We start from the raw sequence: 13,820 nt of genomic DNA, 5'->3' as shown, positions 1-13,820 counted from the left end.
CACTTAAGTCCAGGCACGAAGCGGCCCGGACGATACATTCCTACTTCCCTATGGCGCATCCGACCGAAGACAAGAACTTCCGCCTGCCCAACACCATCCGTCCCCGTCGTCACGTGGCCACCGTCACGCTCGACCTGGACGCGCGGGCCTTCTCCGGACAGCAGACCATCGAGCTGGAGCTGGCCGAGCCGTCGAAGGAAATCATCCTCCACGCCATTGCCCTGCAATTGGGTGAGGTGACGTTCCGCGCGGGTGGCGAGCAGCGCAAGCCGTCCTCCCTCCAGCCCATGGCACAGAGCGAGACGGTGGTGCTCCGCTTCGACACGCCGCTGCCCGCCGGGGCCGCGTCGCTGGACGTGTCGTGGACGGGCCGCTTCACCGAAGGCCTGCGCGGCCTCTACCAGGCGGGCAAGGTGGCGGCCACGCAGTTCGAGGCCGCCGACGCACGCCGCCTCTTCCCCTGCTTCGACGAGCCGGCCTTCAAGGCGAAGTGGGCCCTCTCCGTGCGCGTGCCGCAGGGGCTCACCGTGCTGGGCAACAGCCCGGTGGTGAAGGACGAGCCCGACGCTGGCCTGCGCAAGGTGACGTTCCAGGAGACAGAGGTGCTGAGCAGCTACCTCATCGCCCTCGTCGTCGGCCCGTTGGTGGGCACCGATGAGCAGAAGGTGGAGGGCGTGCCGGTGCGCACCTGGTCCCTGCCGGAGAAGGCGCACCTGACGCGCTTCGGCCAGGACGCGGCGCTGGCGGTGCTGCCCCGGCTCCAGGACTACTTCGGTCTGCCCTATGCCTTCACCAAGGTGGACCAGGTGGGCATCCCCGACTTCGAGGCCGGCGCCATGGAGAACGCCGGCCTCATCACCTACCGCGAGGTGGCACTGCTGCTGGACCCGGCCACCGCGCCGCTGTCCGTGCAGAAGCGCGTGGCGGAGGTGGTGACGCACGAGCTGGCGCATCAGTGGTTCGGCAACTGGGTCACCATGGTGTGGTGGGACGACCTCTGGCTGAACGAGGCCTTCGCCACGTGGATGGCCTTCAAGATTGTCGACCAGTGGCGCCCCGAGTGGCGCATGTGGCTGGACTTCGACGCGCACCGGGCCAGCGCGCTGCACCTGGACGCGCTCAAGTCCACGCACCCCATCCACGGGGTGGTGCGCAACGCGGGCGAGGCCGGTGAGAGCTTCGACGCGATTACGTATGAGAAGGGCGGCGCGGTGCTGCGGATGATTGAGGGCTTCCTCGGAGAGGGCCCCTTCCGCGAGGGCATCCGCCAGTACATGCGCAAGCACGCGCGCGCCAACGCGGTGAAGGAAGACCTCTGGAACGCGCTGGGCGAGGCCGCGAAGCAGCCGGTGGAGGAGCTGGCCACCGCGTGGGTGGGCCAGAGCGGCTTCCCCCTGGTGACGGCGAAGCTGGACGGGCGCACCCTGCACCTGTCGCAGCGGCGCTTCTACTCGGAGCCCGGCGTGCAGAGCGGCGAGAAGTGGCCGGTGCCCATGGTGCTGCGCTTCGAGGACGGCTCGGGCGCGCGCGAGCAGCGCGTGCTGCTGCGTGACGCGCAGGCCGCGGTGAAGCTGGAGGGCTCGGGCGAGGTGAAGTGGCTCACCGCCAACGCCGGCTCCACTGGCTTCTACCGCGTGGCGTACGACAAGCCCGCGCTGGAGAAGCTGGCGGCCAACGTGAAGGTGCTCGCGCCCTCCGAGCGCATCTCCCTGCTGGCGGACCAGTGGGCGCTGGTGCGCTCCGGGCAGGCGTCGATTGCGGACCTGCTGGACCTGGCCGGCCGCTTCGGCGACGAGGAGGACGACTCCGTCCTGGACGAACTGGTGGGCCGGCTGGCGTACGTGGAGAGCCGGCTGGTGGACGGCGAGGAGCAGGAGCGCTTCCGGCGGTGGGTGGAGCGGCTGCTCGGCCCCGGCCTCAAGAAGATGGGCTGGCAGGCGGCGAAGGGCGAGTCGGACCGGGTGAAGCTGCGGCGCGCGGCGCTGGTGCGCGCGGTGGGCGGCCTGGCGCGCAGCCCCGAGGCGCTCGCGGAGGCCCGCCCGCGCGTGGCCCGCATGCTGGACGGCGACAAGGACGCGCTGGAGCCCAACCTGCTGGACGCGGCGGTGGCCATGGTGGCGCGCGCCGGGGACACGGCCCTCTTCGAGACCTTCCTCCAGCGGATGCCGAAGGAGCCAGACCCGGCCACGCAGCGCCGCTACCTGATGGCGATTACCGGCTTCGAGAACCCGGCGCTCGCCGAGCGCGCGCAGGGGCTGCTCTTCACCGACACGGTGAAGACGCAGGACGTGGCCAGCTTCGTGGCGGGCCTGTTGGGCAACCGCACCGGCCGGGAGAACTGGTGGGCGCAGATGCAGAAGCGGTGGAAGGACGTGACGGCCCGCACGGGCAGCGCGCCCATGCTGCTGCGCCGCATCGTCGAGGCCCTGGGCATGCTGCGCACGCGCGAGCACCTGGAGCAGATGAAGGCGCTCCTGCAGGCCAACCCCGTGCCCGAGGCGCAGCAAGCCACCGCACAGACGCTGGAGCGGCTGTCCCAGGACGTGGCGCTGCGTGAGCGCTGCGCTTCCGAGGTGTCCGCGTGGCTGAAGAAGCAGCCGTGAAGACGACGCTGACGCCCGCCAGTCTCTCCAGCGCCCGCGAGGCCCTGCGCCGGGCCAACGCCGCCTTCGAGCGGACGTACCCCGGCGAGTCGCCGCGACGGCAACCTGTACATGTGGTGTACGGCGGGGCCCACCTCTTCCGCGCGACGACGGCGCGGAAGCTGGGGGACCTCGCGCTCGCCGCGCTGAAGGAGTACGCCCCGGACGCGGCCGAGCTGGCCCACGGCCTGGGGCTGCCCCAGCGCGGCCGCTTCGCCCAGCGCGTCTACGGGCGCGTGGTGGACAAGCTCGAGCGCGAGCCGGTGGAGGATTTGCGCGTCGACTTCGAGGACGGCTACGGCCACCGCCCCGACGCGGAGGAGGACGGGCACGCCATCTCCGCCGCCGAGGAGATGGCGCGCGGCCTGGAGCAGGGCACGCTGCCGCCGTTCATCGGCATCCGGGTGAAGTCCTTCACGGAGGAGCTGTTCGAGCGCTCCTCGCGCACGTTGGATTTGTTCCTCACCACCCTGCTGGAGCGCACGGGCGGGAAGCTGCCGCCGTCCTTCGTCGTCACCCTGCCCAAGGTGTCACTGCCCGAGCAGGTGGCGGCGCTCGCGCGCATGCTGGAGGTGTTCGAGACGGAGAAGGGGCTGACGCCGGGCGCGCTGGGCCTGGAGCTGATGGTGGAGACGCCGCAGGCCCTCTTCGACGGGGAGGGACGGCTGCACCTGCCCCGGCTGGTGGCGGCGGGCGCGGGGCGCTGCACCACCGTGCACCTGGGTGTGTACGACTACACCGCGGCCCTCAGCGTCAGCGCGCACGTGCAAAGCATGTTGCACCCGGCCTGCGACTTCCTGCGGGACGTGGTGCAGGTGTCGCTCGCCGGCACCGGCATCCTGCTGGCCGACGGCGCCACCCACGTCATGCCGATTCCCCCGCACAGGGCGGAGGGCGAGGAGTCGGTGCTGCCCACGCAGCGGCGGGAGAACATGGAGGCGGTGCACCGGGTGTGGCAGCTGTCGTACCGGCACATCCGGCACTCGCTGGAGCGCGCGTGGTACCAGGGGTGGGATTTGCACCCGGGGCAGCTGCCCGTGCGCTACGCGGCGGTGTACGCGTTCTTCCTGGAGGGGCTGGACGCCGCCTCGCGCCGGCTGAAGGCGTTCCTGGAGAAGGCCGCGCAGGCCACGCTGGTGGGCGACGTGTTCGACGACGCGGCCACCGGACAGGGACTGCTCAACTTCTTCCTGCGCGGGCTGAGCTGCGGCGCCCTCAACCAGGACGAGGTGCTCGCCGCGGGCCTCACCCTGGAGGAACTGCGCAGCCGCTCCTTCCGCGCCATCGTCGAGTCACGCCGGGGCCGCGCCACGGGCGGGTGAGCGGGTCCGGGAGCGTCCTGTTCGGAAATGTCGGGACATTTGTCGCCGCAAACCCCCCGACATTTCCGAACAGGGCGCCCTCGAGGCGCCGCCAGACCGGGATAGCGTCGTCCCGCGCGCCTTCTTGGCGGGTGCCATTCCGTGCTCCGAGTCCATCGATGCGGCGATTCGCCCTCCTGCTGTGCCTCGCCACCGCCTGTGCCGGCCCGACACGGATGTCGCGGCCGGAAGCCGGGCGACCCGGGGCCCCGGAGGGTGGGGCCACGACGGGGACCTCTACCGGGCCGCGAGAGCCCGAGCCCACGGGCCCCTTCGCGCGCGAGTTGCCACCGCTGCCGAAGCACCGCGTGGACTCACCCGAGCGCGTCTTCACCGCGGAGGTGGAGGCCAGCACCGCGCCCACGCTGGCGCGCAATGAAGGCTCCACGCGCATCGACATTCCGCTGGGCACCGGGGCCGCGCTGGCGTGCTTCGTCTATGAGCGGCCGCTCGACGCCGCGGGCGCGCTGCTCGCGGTGGCGAAGGCGGTGCGGGAAGGCCCGGGCGTCACGGTGCGGCGCATGTTGCCCACCGAGGTTGCCGTGGTGGACGGAGCGCCGGCCCTGTTCTTCCGCGTGGACTACGAGACGACCGCACCGGGGCAGATGAAGCTGATGGTGAGCACGAGCCGGGAGCTGCCGCTGCTGTGCGCGCACGACGAGCCCGGCTACGCGCGGACGTTCCGCCGCATCACCCTGGACCTGGCCCGCACGCTCCAGTCGCCGGGCCACCCGCGTCCGGTCGAGCGAGGCGAAGAGCTCCACGTGCTGAAGCTGGACGGCAGGCTCGCCGGCTTCGAGTGGCGCACGTCGAGGAGCGAGGCGCCCGGCCGCACGCGCACCGAGTCCACCACCAGCCTGCTGCTGCCCGGTGCGGATGGCACGTTGCGCGCGGAGGACGTCACCACCACCACGCTCACCGATGAGCGGGGCCACCTGACGGAGCTGCGTCATGCTCGCGCGGAGGATGGCGCCCTGGCCTTGCAGGTGACACTGCGGCGCGAGAAGGAGCCGCCCGCCTCCAACGCCCAGCCCTCCAGCCCGGAGGGGCTCACCGTCCCCGGCACCACCTACCGCTACGAGGGACGCCAGGGTCCGCGCGTCCTGAAGGGCACCTTCACCTCGAAGCGGGGACTCGCCACGGACGACGACGTGCGCCTCGCCGTGCACAGGTGGCTCTTGTCCGGAGACAGGCCGGAGGTGGTGCTCGACGTGTACCGCCCGGGCGACGACGCCACCGCTCCGACGGAGCTCACGCTGCGCCGTGAGCCCTCCGCCGGCGCGCTCACGCTGACCGTCGGGGCTCACATGGCGCGGGCGAGAGCCAACGCCCAGGGCCTGCTGGAGTGGCTGGAGCAGGTCCGCCCCGAGGGACAACTCACCTCCGAGCTCATGCACACGTCGCCCTGACGCTCGTCCTCACCGATAACCAGTAGTTATCAATGAGCCCCGGGCTTGTTCCGTGCCGTGAGCGACCCCTGCCGGTAGGTTCACGCCTTCTTCAAGGGGGTGGCCGTGCGGAAGTGGTTGAGACACGGGTTGAGCATTCTGTTCGACGTGGCATGCCTCTGCGGCGGAGGCTTCCTCGCCTTCATGGCCTTCTGGGGCATGTACGAGGGAACCAAGGGGGACTTCTGGGCCCTCAGGCTGATGATGGTCGTCCCAGCGGCCCTGATTGCCCTGCTCTCCTCACGCCTGCTCGACGATGTCCCGTGGCGCTGCTGGCTGCGCTTCGCGCTGTTCGAGGGCATGTCGTTCCTGCTGCTCGCGGAGGAGCTGAACCAGGGCTGGGGCCGCTGGAGCATGGACTGGCACGAGAGCACGATGCACCTCGTGCTGGCCCTGCTCGTGGACGCCGCCATCTACGCCATGATGCTGGGCCTCTTGCGGCTGGGCCGGACCAGGGAGAGTCCGGCCTGAAGCCGCTCCGTCACCACAGCATGTCCTGGTCCTCGGTGACGCCGGGCACGTTGGACAGCTCCAGCGTGCGCCCGCCCACCTTCACCGTGCCCTGGAAGAAGCCCACCGGCTGCGCGAAGTGACTCACCACGAGGCGCAAGTCGCGCTCCTCGCGGTGCACGTGGAAGGGCTGGAAGCGCAGGTCCACCGCGCCATCCACCGTCGTCAGCCGCCACGGCTCCATCAGCTCCTTCGGGTTGTACTCGAAGCGCGCCCGCGCCAGCGGGTACAGCCTGTCCCCCAGCCACAGCGCATTCTCGTTCGCCTCGACGTTGCCCTCGTTGAAGCCCTCCACGAGGTTGACGCCTATCGGCGTCCCATCCGCCAGCCGTCCGGCGGCGAAGGCCCAGCGCCACGCCGTGTGCCGCGCCAGGTAGCCCTGCGTGTAGTCCATGCCGCCCACGCCGCCGTCGAGCCGGAAGCGCTTGCCGCCCGCCTCCAGGCTGCCGAAGGACAGCAGGCCGTTGCGCTTCATCGTCACGTTGACGAGCCCGTCGCCCGCCACCGGCGCAATCACCGTCAGCGCGGGCGGGCCACCAGCCACCAGCAAGTCTCCGGCCCACTGGAAGGACTGGAGGCTGCCGGTGCGCAGCCGGCTGACGTCCACCTCCACGTGGTAGCGCTCGTCCTCCTCGCCGCGCCGCACCGACAGCCGGCCGCCCAGCGTCCGGAAGCGGGCGTTGAGCCCCGCCCCCGGTTTGTCGCCCAGCTCCACCATGGGCCCGGGCGCGCCCAGGAAGCTCACGTCACACAGCGGCCGGCGCTCCTTGAGGTCCAGCGCCACCGCGAAGGCGCTGGCCGTGTAGCCCAGGTCCACCACCGCGAAGAGGGCAGCCACTTCCGGAGTGGCCGCGAAGGTGTAGTGCCACCGCTTGCGCTTGAGCAGGCGCGTGGTGCGCGTGGGGGACCACTGCCCCTGCAGCTTGGGGAGGTCCACCTCGGGCAGCTCGCCCTGGTATGTGCCAAATCGGGGCTCACCTCGCGCCGAGGCCACGGAGGCCGGTGCGGGGGGAAGGGAGGCTTCTCGCTCGGGCGTCATCTGCCCCTATTGGAGGACAACCGCGGGCGGATGTCACCCGTCGTCGCCCACCAAGGGCCACCCGCCGACATTGCCGCCCCAGGGGGCTACCAGCTGATGTGTAGATCGAAACTCATGGGCGAGTGGCGCTCGGTGGTGATGGTCGCCTCGGCGCGCGCCAGCTTCAGCCACTCCAGCAGGACGCCGGACATGAAGCCCGACAGCACCTGGAACTCGTTGCGGAACTCCATGCGGAAGGTGCGCTCCCCCAGCTGCACCAGCGTCACCCGCAGCGGAGAGTCGTCCATCAACACGTAGTCCGGGAAGCGCTTGAGGTAGCGCACCGGGCCCAGCATGGGCAGGCCCACCGCCACCGCCTTGCCCAGCAGCGTCTGGACGAAGCCCTGCACGAAGCCGCGGCCCAGCCGCAGCCGTGCGTCTTCAATCTCCAGATCCGGATACAGGTGCGCGCAGGTGGCGTCCACGCACCGGTTCAGCACCCGGATGGGGTACTCCGGCTTCAGGGAGCGAAGCTCCACGCCCTCGCCCCGCAGCAACTCCACGAGCGCACCGTCCGCACGCAGGCCCTTGATGAAGAGGAGGTCGAACACCATCGCGCGGGTCATCGGCTCGGAGGGCATCTGCACGACAGCCTCACACCGTCCGGAAGGAAACGGAAGGCGTGCGAGGGCAGGCGGGCGGTCGAGCCACACGGGTGCGCGCCGAGCCACGCGGGTGCGTGCCGACCCTTAGCCGCGGCCGAAGATGATGCGCTCCTGGGTGAGCAGGCGAGAGGTGATGCGCAGGGCCAGCGCCGCCACCGCGAGGCTGGAGGCCGCGGCGATGAAGAAGGGCAGCGGCCCCAGCGCTTCGCCGCGCATCACCTCGCCCGCCAGCAATTCCTGCCCGAGCACCGGCACCGCGAACATCCACAGCTTCGTCTGCAGCGGTGACAGCGCCAGCACCATGCCCGGCAGCATGGGCACCACCATGAGGAGCGACAGGTACGTCTGCGCCTCCTTGAACGAGCGTGCATACGTGGACACCCACATCTGCACGGACGAAGCGGCCAGCGTCAGCGGCAGCACCGCCGCGGCCATGCCCAGGGCGGCGGGCGCGTCGAAGCGGGCCTTCACGCCCAAATCCTCCAATGGCACGCGCCGCACCACGAGCAGGTAGCCCACCAGCGTCAGCAGCACCGCGCCGGCCGCCATGGTGACGGTGGCCATCCACTTGCCCGCCACCACCGCGCCGCGCGGCGCGGGGTTGAGCAGCAGTGGCTCCAGCGAGCCGCGCTCGCGCTCGCCGGCCATGGTGTCGCTGGCCAGCTGCATGCCGCCCGCGAAGGCGGCCAGCACCAGGAAGAGGGGCACCATGTTGAGCACGCCCGCGGCGGTGCGCTCGGGCGTGGACAGGTCGAGCTCCTCCACCCGCACGGGGATGGCCAGCTCCGGCGCGATGCCGCGTGCGTAGAGGCGCTGGTTGCCCAGGAGTCCCGCATACGCCTCCAGCAGCCGGCGCGCGCGCAGGGTGGAGTGGCGCGCGGACTGGCGTGAGCTGTCCACGACGAGCTGCACCTCGGCGGTGCGCCCGGAGGAGAACTCCTTGCCGTAGTCCTCCGGGACGATGAGCACCGCGTCCAGCGTGCCCGAGCGGATGAGCGCCTCGTAGTCCGCTGGCGCCTCCTTCAGCGTGGCCCCGTAGCGCTCCAGGAAGGCCATCAGACTGGGCGCATGCTCGCGCCCCACCACCGGCAGCTCCAGCGGCCGGTCCTGCCGGTACCAGGAGGCCAGCAGGTTGAACATCACCAGGAAGACGACGGGGCCCAACAGCGGGAACATCACCGCGGTGAGCACCGAGCGCCTGTCGCGCAGGTGGTCCTTCAATTCCTTGCGGAAGACGGTGCCGGCCAGGTGCCTCATTGCATCAGCCCCTGCTCGCTGCCGATGGTGGCCACGAAGGCCTCCTCCAGGCTGTCCTTGCCGGTGCGCGCGCGCAGCTCATCCGGCGTCCCGTCCGCCACCACGCGGCCGTGCGCCACCACGACGATGCGGTCACACAGCGCGGCCACCTCCTGCATGACGTGGCTGGAGAACACCACGCACCGTCCCTCCGCCTTCAACTGTCGCAGCAGCGTGCGCACCGCGCGGGTGCTCATCACGTCCAGTCCGTTGGTGGGCTCGTCCAGCAGCACGTTGCGTGGCCCGTGCACCAGCGCGCGCGCCAGCGCCACCTTCACCCGCTGGCCCTGGCTGAAGCCCTCGGCGCGCCGGTCCGCGATGTCCTTCATGTCCAGCAACTCGATGAGCTCGTCCACGCGCTTGTCGAGCACCGCGCCGGACAGGCCGTGCAGCTCGCCGTAGTAGCGCGCGTGCTCGCGGGCGGTGAGGCGCGGGTAGAGGCCGCGCGCATCCGGCAGCACACCCAGGGCGCGGCGCGCGTCTTCGGGCCGCTGCACCACGTCCACGCCGTCCACCAGCGCGGTGCCCCCGTCCGGGCGCACCAGCGTGTAGAGCATGCGCAGCGTCGTCGTCTTGCCCGCGCCGTTGGGGCCCAAGAGGCCCGTAATCACGCCGTCCCGCGCGGTGAAGGACACGTCCTCCACCGCCGTCACCGCGCCGAAGCGCTTGTGCAGGTTCCTGGCTTCAATCATCTCAAGGCACCGGGCCGGCGAAGGAGGTGAAGAAGGGCGGCCGGGTGAGGCTCGTGCCGCACGACGGCGTCAGCCCCTCCACGCTCCCGCGCGTGAGCAAGTCGTTCATCAGCGTGCGTGCGCAGTCCGCGCCCACCGTGTTGTGGCCCACGCCGGGCACCACCACGTGAAGGCTGTGGCTGAGCGTGCGCTTCGCGTCCTCGGCCCACGCGGGCGGCGTCACCGGGTCCAGCTCTCCGGAGAGCAGCAGCGTGGGCACGTCCGACACCACCGGCTCGCGGTAGCCCGCGGGCAGCGTGGCCTTCGGCCAGTCCGCGCAGATGGCGAGCGTCTCGAGCCCCATCTCCGGGCCGAACCACGTCCCCTTCGCCTCGCGCTCCACCGCCGCCGCGTCGTAGAAGGGCGCGTCCTCCGCGCAGACGACGGCGTAGTAGAGGCCGTGGCTCACGGTGTGGCCCGCGCTCTCCGACTGGCCCACGCTCAGCGCCACGAAGGGGGCCCACTCGCCGTGCGCCGCCCTGTCCAACGTCAGCGGCACCAGCGACGCCATCTCCGGGTTGTAGAGCTGGCTGAACAGCTCGGACACGAAGGCCGCGCGCGACAGGGTGACTTCCTCCGGCACGCCGGTGCGCGGGTGCGGCACGTGGACGCGCGCGGGCTCGGCCGTCAGCTTCGCCAGCAGTCCTTCCGCGCGAGGCCGCAGGTCCGGGTACGCCTTCGCGCACGCCGCGTCCTTCCCGCAGTGGGCCAGCAGCGAATCCAGCGCGTGCTGCCCGTCGCGCGGCGCGTTCAGCGGCAGGTACAGGCTCATGGGCGCCACGCCGTCCAGAATCGCGGTGCGCACCCGATCCGGGTGCTGGCGCATGTACACCAGCGCCGCGCGCGTGCCGTAGGACACGCCCCAGAGATTCACCTTGTCGTAGCCGAGCGCCGCGCGCACCTCGTCCAAATCATCCATCGCGTTGGGCGTGGTGTACTGGCGCACGTCCGCGGCCCAGCCCTCGCGGCATTTGCGCAGCTTCTCCACCGCGCCGCGGTCATCGAAGCGCGCCGCCAGCCCCTCCTCCAGCGGGTGCGGCTCACACTCCAGCGGATTCGAGCCCCCGGTGCCGCGCTGGTCCACCAGGACGATGTCTCGCTTGCGGCGGATGCGCTCCAGCGCGAGCAATACCTGCGGCACACGCGACGCCGCCTGGCCCGGGCCGCCTGCCAGCAGCACCAGCGGGTCCGGCTCCGCCTGGGCCGCCAGCGCCGGCACCACCACCACGCGCAGGGGAATCTTCCGGCCCGCCTTCGCCGCGCGGTCCTCGAACACCTCGTACGTGCCGCACAGCGCCTGGCTGGCCACTCCCTCCAGCCGGCAGGGGCTCAGCGCCAGCTTCTGGCCTTCGGCGCCGGAGGGCCCGCCCCGGGAGCAGCCCGCCAGCGCCAGCGCCGCGAGCCCCAGGGCCAGCCAGCGCAGGGCATGGAGCCGGTGCGGAGCAAAGGAGGGGATGTGTGTCCGGACCCCGGGCAAGGGTGCCTCCATCATGGTGCGGGGAGACCTGCCACATACCACCCGGCCCGCAACGCGGTACACCCATCCTCCACGTCCGGACGGAGCCATTGAATCCGCGCTACAAATCCGCGTCCGGTGATACGCCCATGCCCAAGATGAAACGCGCCCTCCTCGTCCTGGCAGTCCTGTCCTTCACCACGCTGACGGGCTGTGCCGCCCTCCAGAACCTCCTGAAGGGGGCCTTCAAGAAGCCCACCCTCACCTTCAAGACGGCCCGCCTCTCCAGCGCGTCCCTGTCCGACGCCACCGTGGACCTCGTGTACGAGGTGAACAACCCCAACAGCTTCGGGTTGGACCTGGCCTCGGTGGACTACTCCTTCTTCGTCGAGGGCAAGCAGGTGGTGGCCGGCAAGCCGAAGAAGGGGCTGTCGCTCAAGAAGAACGGCAAGAGCGAGCTCGTCTTCCCCGCCAACGTGAAGTTCGCGGACATCGTCCCGGTGGTGGAGACGTTCCTCAACAAGGACAAGGCGGCCTACAAGGCCGAGGGCAGCGTGGGCATCAAGACGCCCATCGGCGTGCTCAACTTCCCGCTGTCGAAGGAGGGCGCCTTCGAGGTGCCCAAGATTCCGCAGGTCTCCTTCCAGTCGCCCCGCATCAAGGGCATCAGCGGCACCAGCGCCACCATCGAGTTCCCCCTCGAAATCAAGAACCGCAACAGCTTCCCGCTGCCCGTGGCCGGGATTACCGGCGCGCTCAAGGTGGGCGGCGCGAATGTGGGCAACCTGTCCACAGGCAACCTGGGCCTGCTGGACGGCAGCGGAACGAAGCAGGTGACGCTGCCGCTCACCATCAACCTCTTGAGCGCGGCCTCGGCGGCCATGGCGCTGCGCTCGGGTGGGAACGCCCAGGTGAAGCTGGATGGAAAGCTCACCTCGGACGCCCAGTCCGTGCCGCTCAACCTGAGCCAACTGCTCAACTTCGTGAAATGACGCCTGCCTGCCCCCCGGGCGACGAGGACTGAACCCCAGGGTTGTCCCGGAGCACCCTTGACGTTACGGTGGGTCGTCGCCCCCCTCAGGTTCCCGGACTTCCGCCATGCGCCGCATCCTCTTCAAGGCCAAGATCCACCGCGCAACCGTCACCCAGGCTGACCTGGACTACGAGGGCTCCGTCACCATCGACGTGGACCTGCTGCGCGCGGCCGACATCCTCCCCTACGAGAAGGTGGCGGTCTGGAACGTCACCCGGGGAACGCGCCTGGAGACGTACGCGCTCGAGGGCCCCTCGGGCAGCGGCGTCATCTGCATCAACGGCGCGGCGGCGCACCTCAACCAGCCCGGTGATCTGGTGATTCTCGCCACCTTCGCCGAGGTGGAAGAGGCGGAGCTCGCCGGCTGGAAGCCCACCGTGGTGTTCGTGGACGGCAAGAACCGCATCGTCCCCGGCATCAAGGAAGAGATTCCGGGCCCCCAGCGCCGCTCGGCCTGAGGCCTGGCCGCTTTGCCCCACCGGGTGGCTTTTGCCATGCTCCGCCCATCCTTAAGGGAGGGGCGGATGGCCCCGGAGGCGTTGAAACAATGAGGCGGATGTGGACGGCTGCCTGCGCGCTGGCGCTGGTGCTCTCGGGTTGCAAGGCCATTGGCTCGTTCCGCCCCAATCCCAACGACGAGGACCCCATCTACGGGGCCATCCCCGTCGTGAAGGCTCCTTCCAAGGACCGCTGTCAGGTGCATGGCAGTTCCGGCGCGCGCTCCGCGTGCGACGAAGCCATGTACCTCGCCACCGAGTACACCCGTCGGCTGTCCGTGGGTGACGAGGTGTGCCTGGAGGGTGGCTATGGCGAGGAGCCGGGCTCCGCGTGCAAGGCGCGCGCGGCCGTCATCGACACGTCGCCCAACCAGGTGAAGCTGGAGGTGCGCGGGGCGAAGCCGGACTCGCGCTGGTTCAACGTGGAGATGCGGCACGCCTGGTACGAAGAAGGCGCGCTCGTGGACCTCTACCTGTCCGAGCGGGGTTATTAGAGGACAGGCGGGACAAGGAGGAGTGACGGATGGGCATCTACGACCGCGTGGCCGAGCGGCTGGCCTTCATGAAGATGCTGACCCCCAGCGAGCTGAAGAAGCTCAGCTCGGCGAAGCTTTCGGACATCGTCATGGCGGAGGTGGCGCGCGCTCGCGTGCGCGTGGCCGAGCTGGAGAAGCGCTACCCCCAGTCGCAGCCGAAGGACCTGGCCCAGCGCCTCATCGACGAGAAGAAGAACCTCGCCAGCATGGTGGGCGGGGTGAGCGGCGTCTTCGGCCTGGTGGCGCTGCCGGCGGACCTGCTCTTCATGGCGTACCTGCAAATCATCCTGCTCACCGACGTGGCCACGCTCTACAAGGCGAACCTCAAGACGGAGCGCGCCCGCGGGGAGATGCTGGACCTCTTCGGCTACGCCAACGGCATTGGCCCGCTGCCTCGCGCGGGGCCCAAGGTGATGGGGAAGCTGGCCGCGATGCTGCTGGAGAAGGGCGGCATGCACACGCTGGGGCGGGCCATGCCGCTGGTGGCCGCGCCGATTACGGCCTACTTCAACAACCAGCACATCCAGATGGTGGGCGAGCAGGCCGTGCGCTTCTACGAGGGCTTCGACAAGGCACACGCCAAGGCGAAGGCCCACCGCCAGAAGGCCAGCGGGAGCTGACGCGGCT

General features: G+C 70.4%; 13 protein-coding genes. 8 read left to right on the top strand and 5 right to left on the bottom strand.

Going from position 1 to position 13,820, the window contains the following annotated elements; translation table 11 throughout:
• Window positions 1-50: 50 nt before the first annotated feature.
• From G4D86_RS39475 to G4D86_RS39460, 4 genes are all read left to right on the top strand, one after another.
• The gene (locus tag G4D86_RS39475; protein ID WP_163999469.1) at window positions 51-2,603 is read left to right on the top strand and encodes a M1 family metallopeptidase; all 2,553 of its coding nucleotides are present in this window, start codon (window positions 51-53) and stop codon (window positions 2,601-2,603) included.
• Window positions 2,600-3,964, top strand: coding sequence for a DUF6986 family protein (locus G4D86_RS39470; protein WP_205520187.1), 1,365 nt, complete (start codon window positions 2,600-2,602; stop codon window positions 3,962-3,964). Before G4D86_RS39475 ends, G4D86_RS39470 begins: the two co-directional genes overlap by 4 nt.
• Before the next feature lie 158 nt (window positions 3,965-4,122).
• Entirely contained in the window at window positions 4,123-5,412 is a 1,290-nt protein-coding gene (locus G4D86_RS39465) for a hypothetical protein (protein WP_163999467.1), read from the top strand.
• Window positions 5,413-5,541: 129 nt separating this feature from the next.
• Entirely contained in the window at window positions 5,542-5,922 is a 381-nt protein-coding gene (locus tag G4D86_RS39460; protein ID WP_163999466.1) for a hypothetical protein, read from the top strand.
• 10 nt (window positions 5,923-5,932) lie between these two features.
• On the opposite strand, the gene G4D86_RS39455 is transcribed toward G4D86_RS39460, so the two are convergent.
• The 5 genes from G4D86_RS39455 to G4D86_RS39435 all read right to left on the bottom strand — a co-directional run bounded on the left by G4D86_RS39455 (window position 5,933) and on the right by G4D86_RS39435 (window position 11,160).
• Window positions 5,933-7,000, bottom strand: a complete 1,068-nt coding sequence (locus G4D86_RS39455; protein WP_163999465.1) for a DUF2804 domain-containing protein — start codon at window positions 6,998-7,000, stop codon at window positions 5,933-5,935.
• A gap of 86 nt (window positions 7,001-7,086) precedes the next feature.
• Window positions 7,087-7,620 carry a DUF2378 family protein gene (locus G4D86_RS39450; RefSeq protein WP_240360742.1) on the bottom strand — a complete coding sequence of 178 codons (534 nt, stop codon included), beginning with the start codon at window positions 7,618-7,620 and terminating at the stop codon, window positions 7,087-7,089.
• 108 nt (window positions 7,621-7,728) lie between these two features.
• Entirely contained in the window at window positions 7,729-8,901 is a 1,173-nt protein-coding gene (locus G4D86_RS39445; protein ID WP_163999463.1) for an ABC transporter permease, read from the bottom strand.
• Complete coding sequence (locus tag G4D86_RS39440) at window positions 8,898-9,632, bottom strand: ABC transporter ATP-binding protein (protein WP_163999462.1); 735 nt, start codon at window positions 9,630-9,632, stop codon at window positions 8,898-8,900. Before G4D86_RS39440 ends, G4D86_RS39445 begins: the two co-directional genes overlap by 4 nt.
• 1 nt (window position 9,633) lies before the next feature.
• Complete coding sequence (locus tag G4D86_RS39435; protein WP_163999576.1) at window positions 9,634-11,160, bottom strand: alpha/beta hydrolase; 1,527 nt, start codon at window positions 11,158-11,160, stop codon at window positions 9,634-9,636.
• A gap of 116 nt (window positions 11,161-11,276) precedes the next feature.
• Between G4D86_RS39435 and G4D86_RS39430 the strand changes: the two genes are divergently transcribed.
• The 4 genes from G4D86_RS39430 to G4D86_RS39415 all read left to right on the top strand — a co-directional run bounded on the left by G4D86_RS39430 (window position 11,277) and on the right by G4D86_RS39415 (window position 13,813).
• Window positions 11,277-12,119 (top strand): LEA/WHy family protein, encoded by an 843-nt coding sequence (locus tag G4D86_RS39430; RefSeq protein ID WP_163999461.1) that lies wholly within the window; start codon window positions 11,277-11,279, stop codon window positions 12,117-12,119.
• Window positions 12,120-12,225: 106 nt separating this feature from the next.
• Entirely contained in the window at window positions 12,226-12,618 is a 393-nt protein-coding gene (gene panD / locus G4D86_RS39425; protein ID WP_163999460.1) for an aspartate 1-decarboxylase, read from the top strand.
• An 89-nt stretch (window positions 12,619-12,707) separates the two neighbouring features.
• Window positions 12,708-13,151, top strand: a complete 444-nt coding sequence (locus tag G4D86_RS39420; protein WP_163999459.1) for a hypothetical protein — start codon at window positions 12,708-12,710, stop codon at window positions 13,149-13,151.
• A 29-nt stretch (window positions 13,152-13,180) separates the two neighbouring features.
• The gene (locus G4D86_RS39415) at window positions 13,181-13,813 is read left to right on the top strand and encodes an EcsC family protein (RefSeq protein WP_163999458.1); all 633 of its coding nucleotides are present in this window, start codon (window positions 13,181-13,183) and stop codon (window positions 13,811-13,813) included.
• Window positions 13,814-13,820 lie beyond the last annotated feature (7 nt).

This window comes from Pyxidicoccus caerfyrddinensis (assembly GCF_010894405.1).
Taxonomy (GTDB): domain Bacteria; phylum Myxococcota; class Myxococcia; order Myxococcales; family Myxococcaceae; genus Myxococcus; species Myxococcus caerfyrddinensis.
Note: the sequence above shows the minus strand (reverse complement) of the source record. Positions and strands in the feature narration are given on the sequence as shown.

Excerpts from the sequence above, each read along its gene's own strand:
- G4D86_RS39475 (WP_163999469.1), top strand. The coding sequence starts at position 51 with ATGGCGCATCCGACCGAAGACAAGAACTTCCGCCTGCCCAACACCATC.
- G4D86_RS39465 (WP_163999467.1), top strand. The coding sequence starts at position 4,123 with ATGCGGCGATTCGCCCTCCTGCTGTGCCTCGCCACCGCCTGTGCCGGC.
- G4D86_RS39455 (WP_163999465.1), bottom strand. The coding sequence starts at position 7,000 with ATGACGCCCGAGCGAGAAGCCTCCCTTCCCCCCGCACCGGCCTCCGTG.
- G4D86_RS39450 (WP_240360742.1), bottom strand. The coding sequence starts at position 7,620 with ATGCCCTCCGAGCCGATGACCCGCGCGATGGTGTTCGACCTCCTCTTC.
- G4D86_RS39445 (WP_163999463.1), bottom strand. The coding sequence starts at position 8,901 with ATGAGGCACCTGGCCGGCACCGTCTTCCGCAAGGAATTGAAGGACCAC.
- G4D86_RS39440 (WP_163999462.1), bottom strand. The coding sequence starts at position 9,632 with ATGATTGAAGCCAGGAACCTGCACAAGCGCTTCGGCGCGGTGACGGCG.
- G4D86_RS39435 (WP_163999576.1), bottom strand. The coding sequence starts at position 11,160 with ATGGAGGCACCCTTGCCCGGGGTCCGGACACACATCCCCTCCTTTGCT.
- G4D86_RS39430 (WP_163999461.1), top strand. The coding sequence starts at position 11,277 with ATGCCCAAGATGAAACGCGCCCTCCTCGTCCTGGCAGTCCTGTCCTTC.
- panD (WP_163999460.1), top strand. The coding sequence starts at position 12,226 with ATGCGCCGCATCCTCTTCAAGGCCAAGATCCACCGCGCAACCGTCACC.
- G4D86_RS39420 (WP_163999459.1), top strand. The coding sequence starts at position 12,708 with ATGAGGCGGATGTGGACGGCTGCCTGCGCGCTGGCGCTGGTGCTCTCG.
- G4D86_RS39415 (WP_163999458.1), top strand. The coding sequence starts at position 13,181 with ATGGGCATCTACGACCGCGTGGCCGAGCGGCTGGCCTTCATGAAGATG.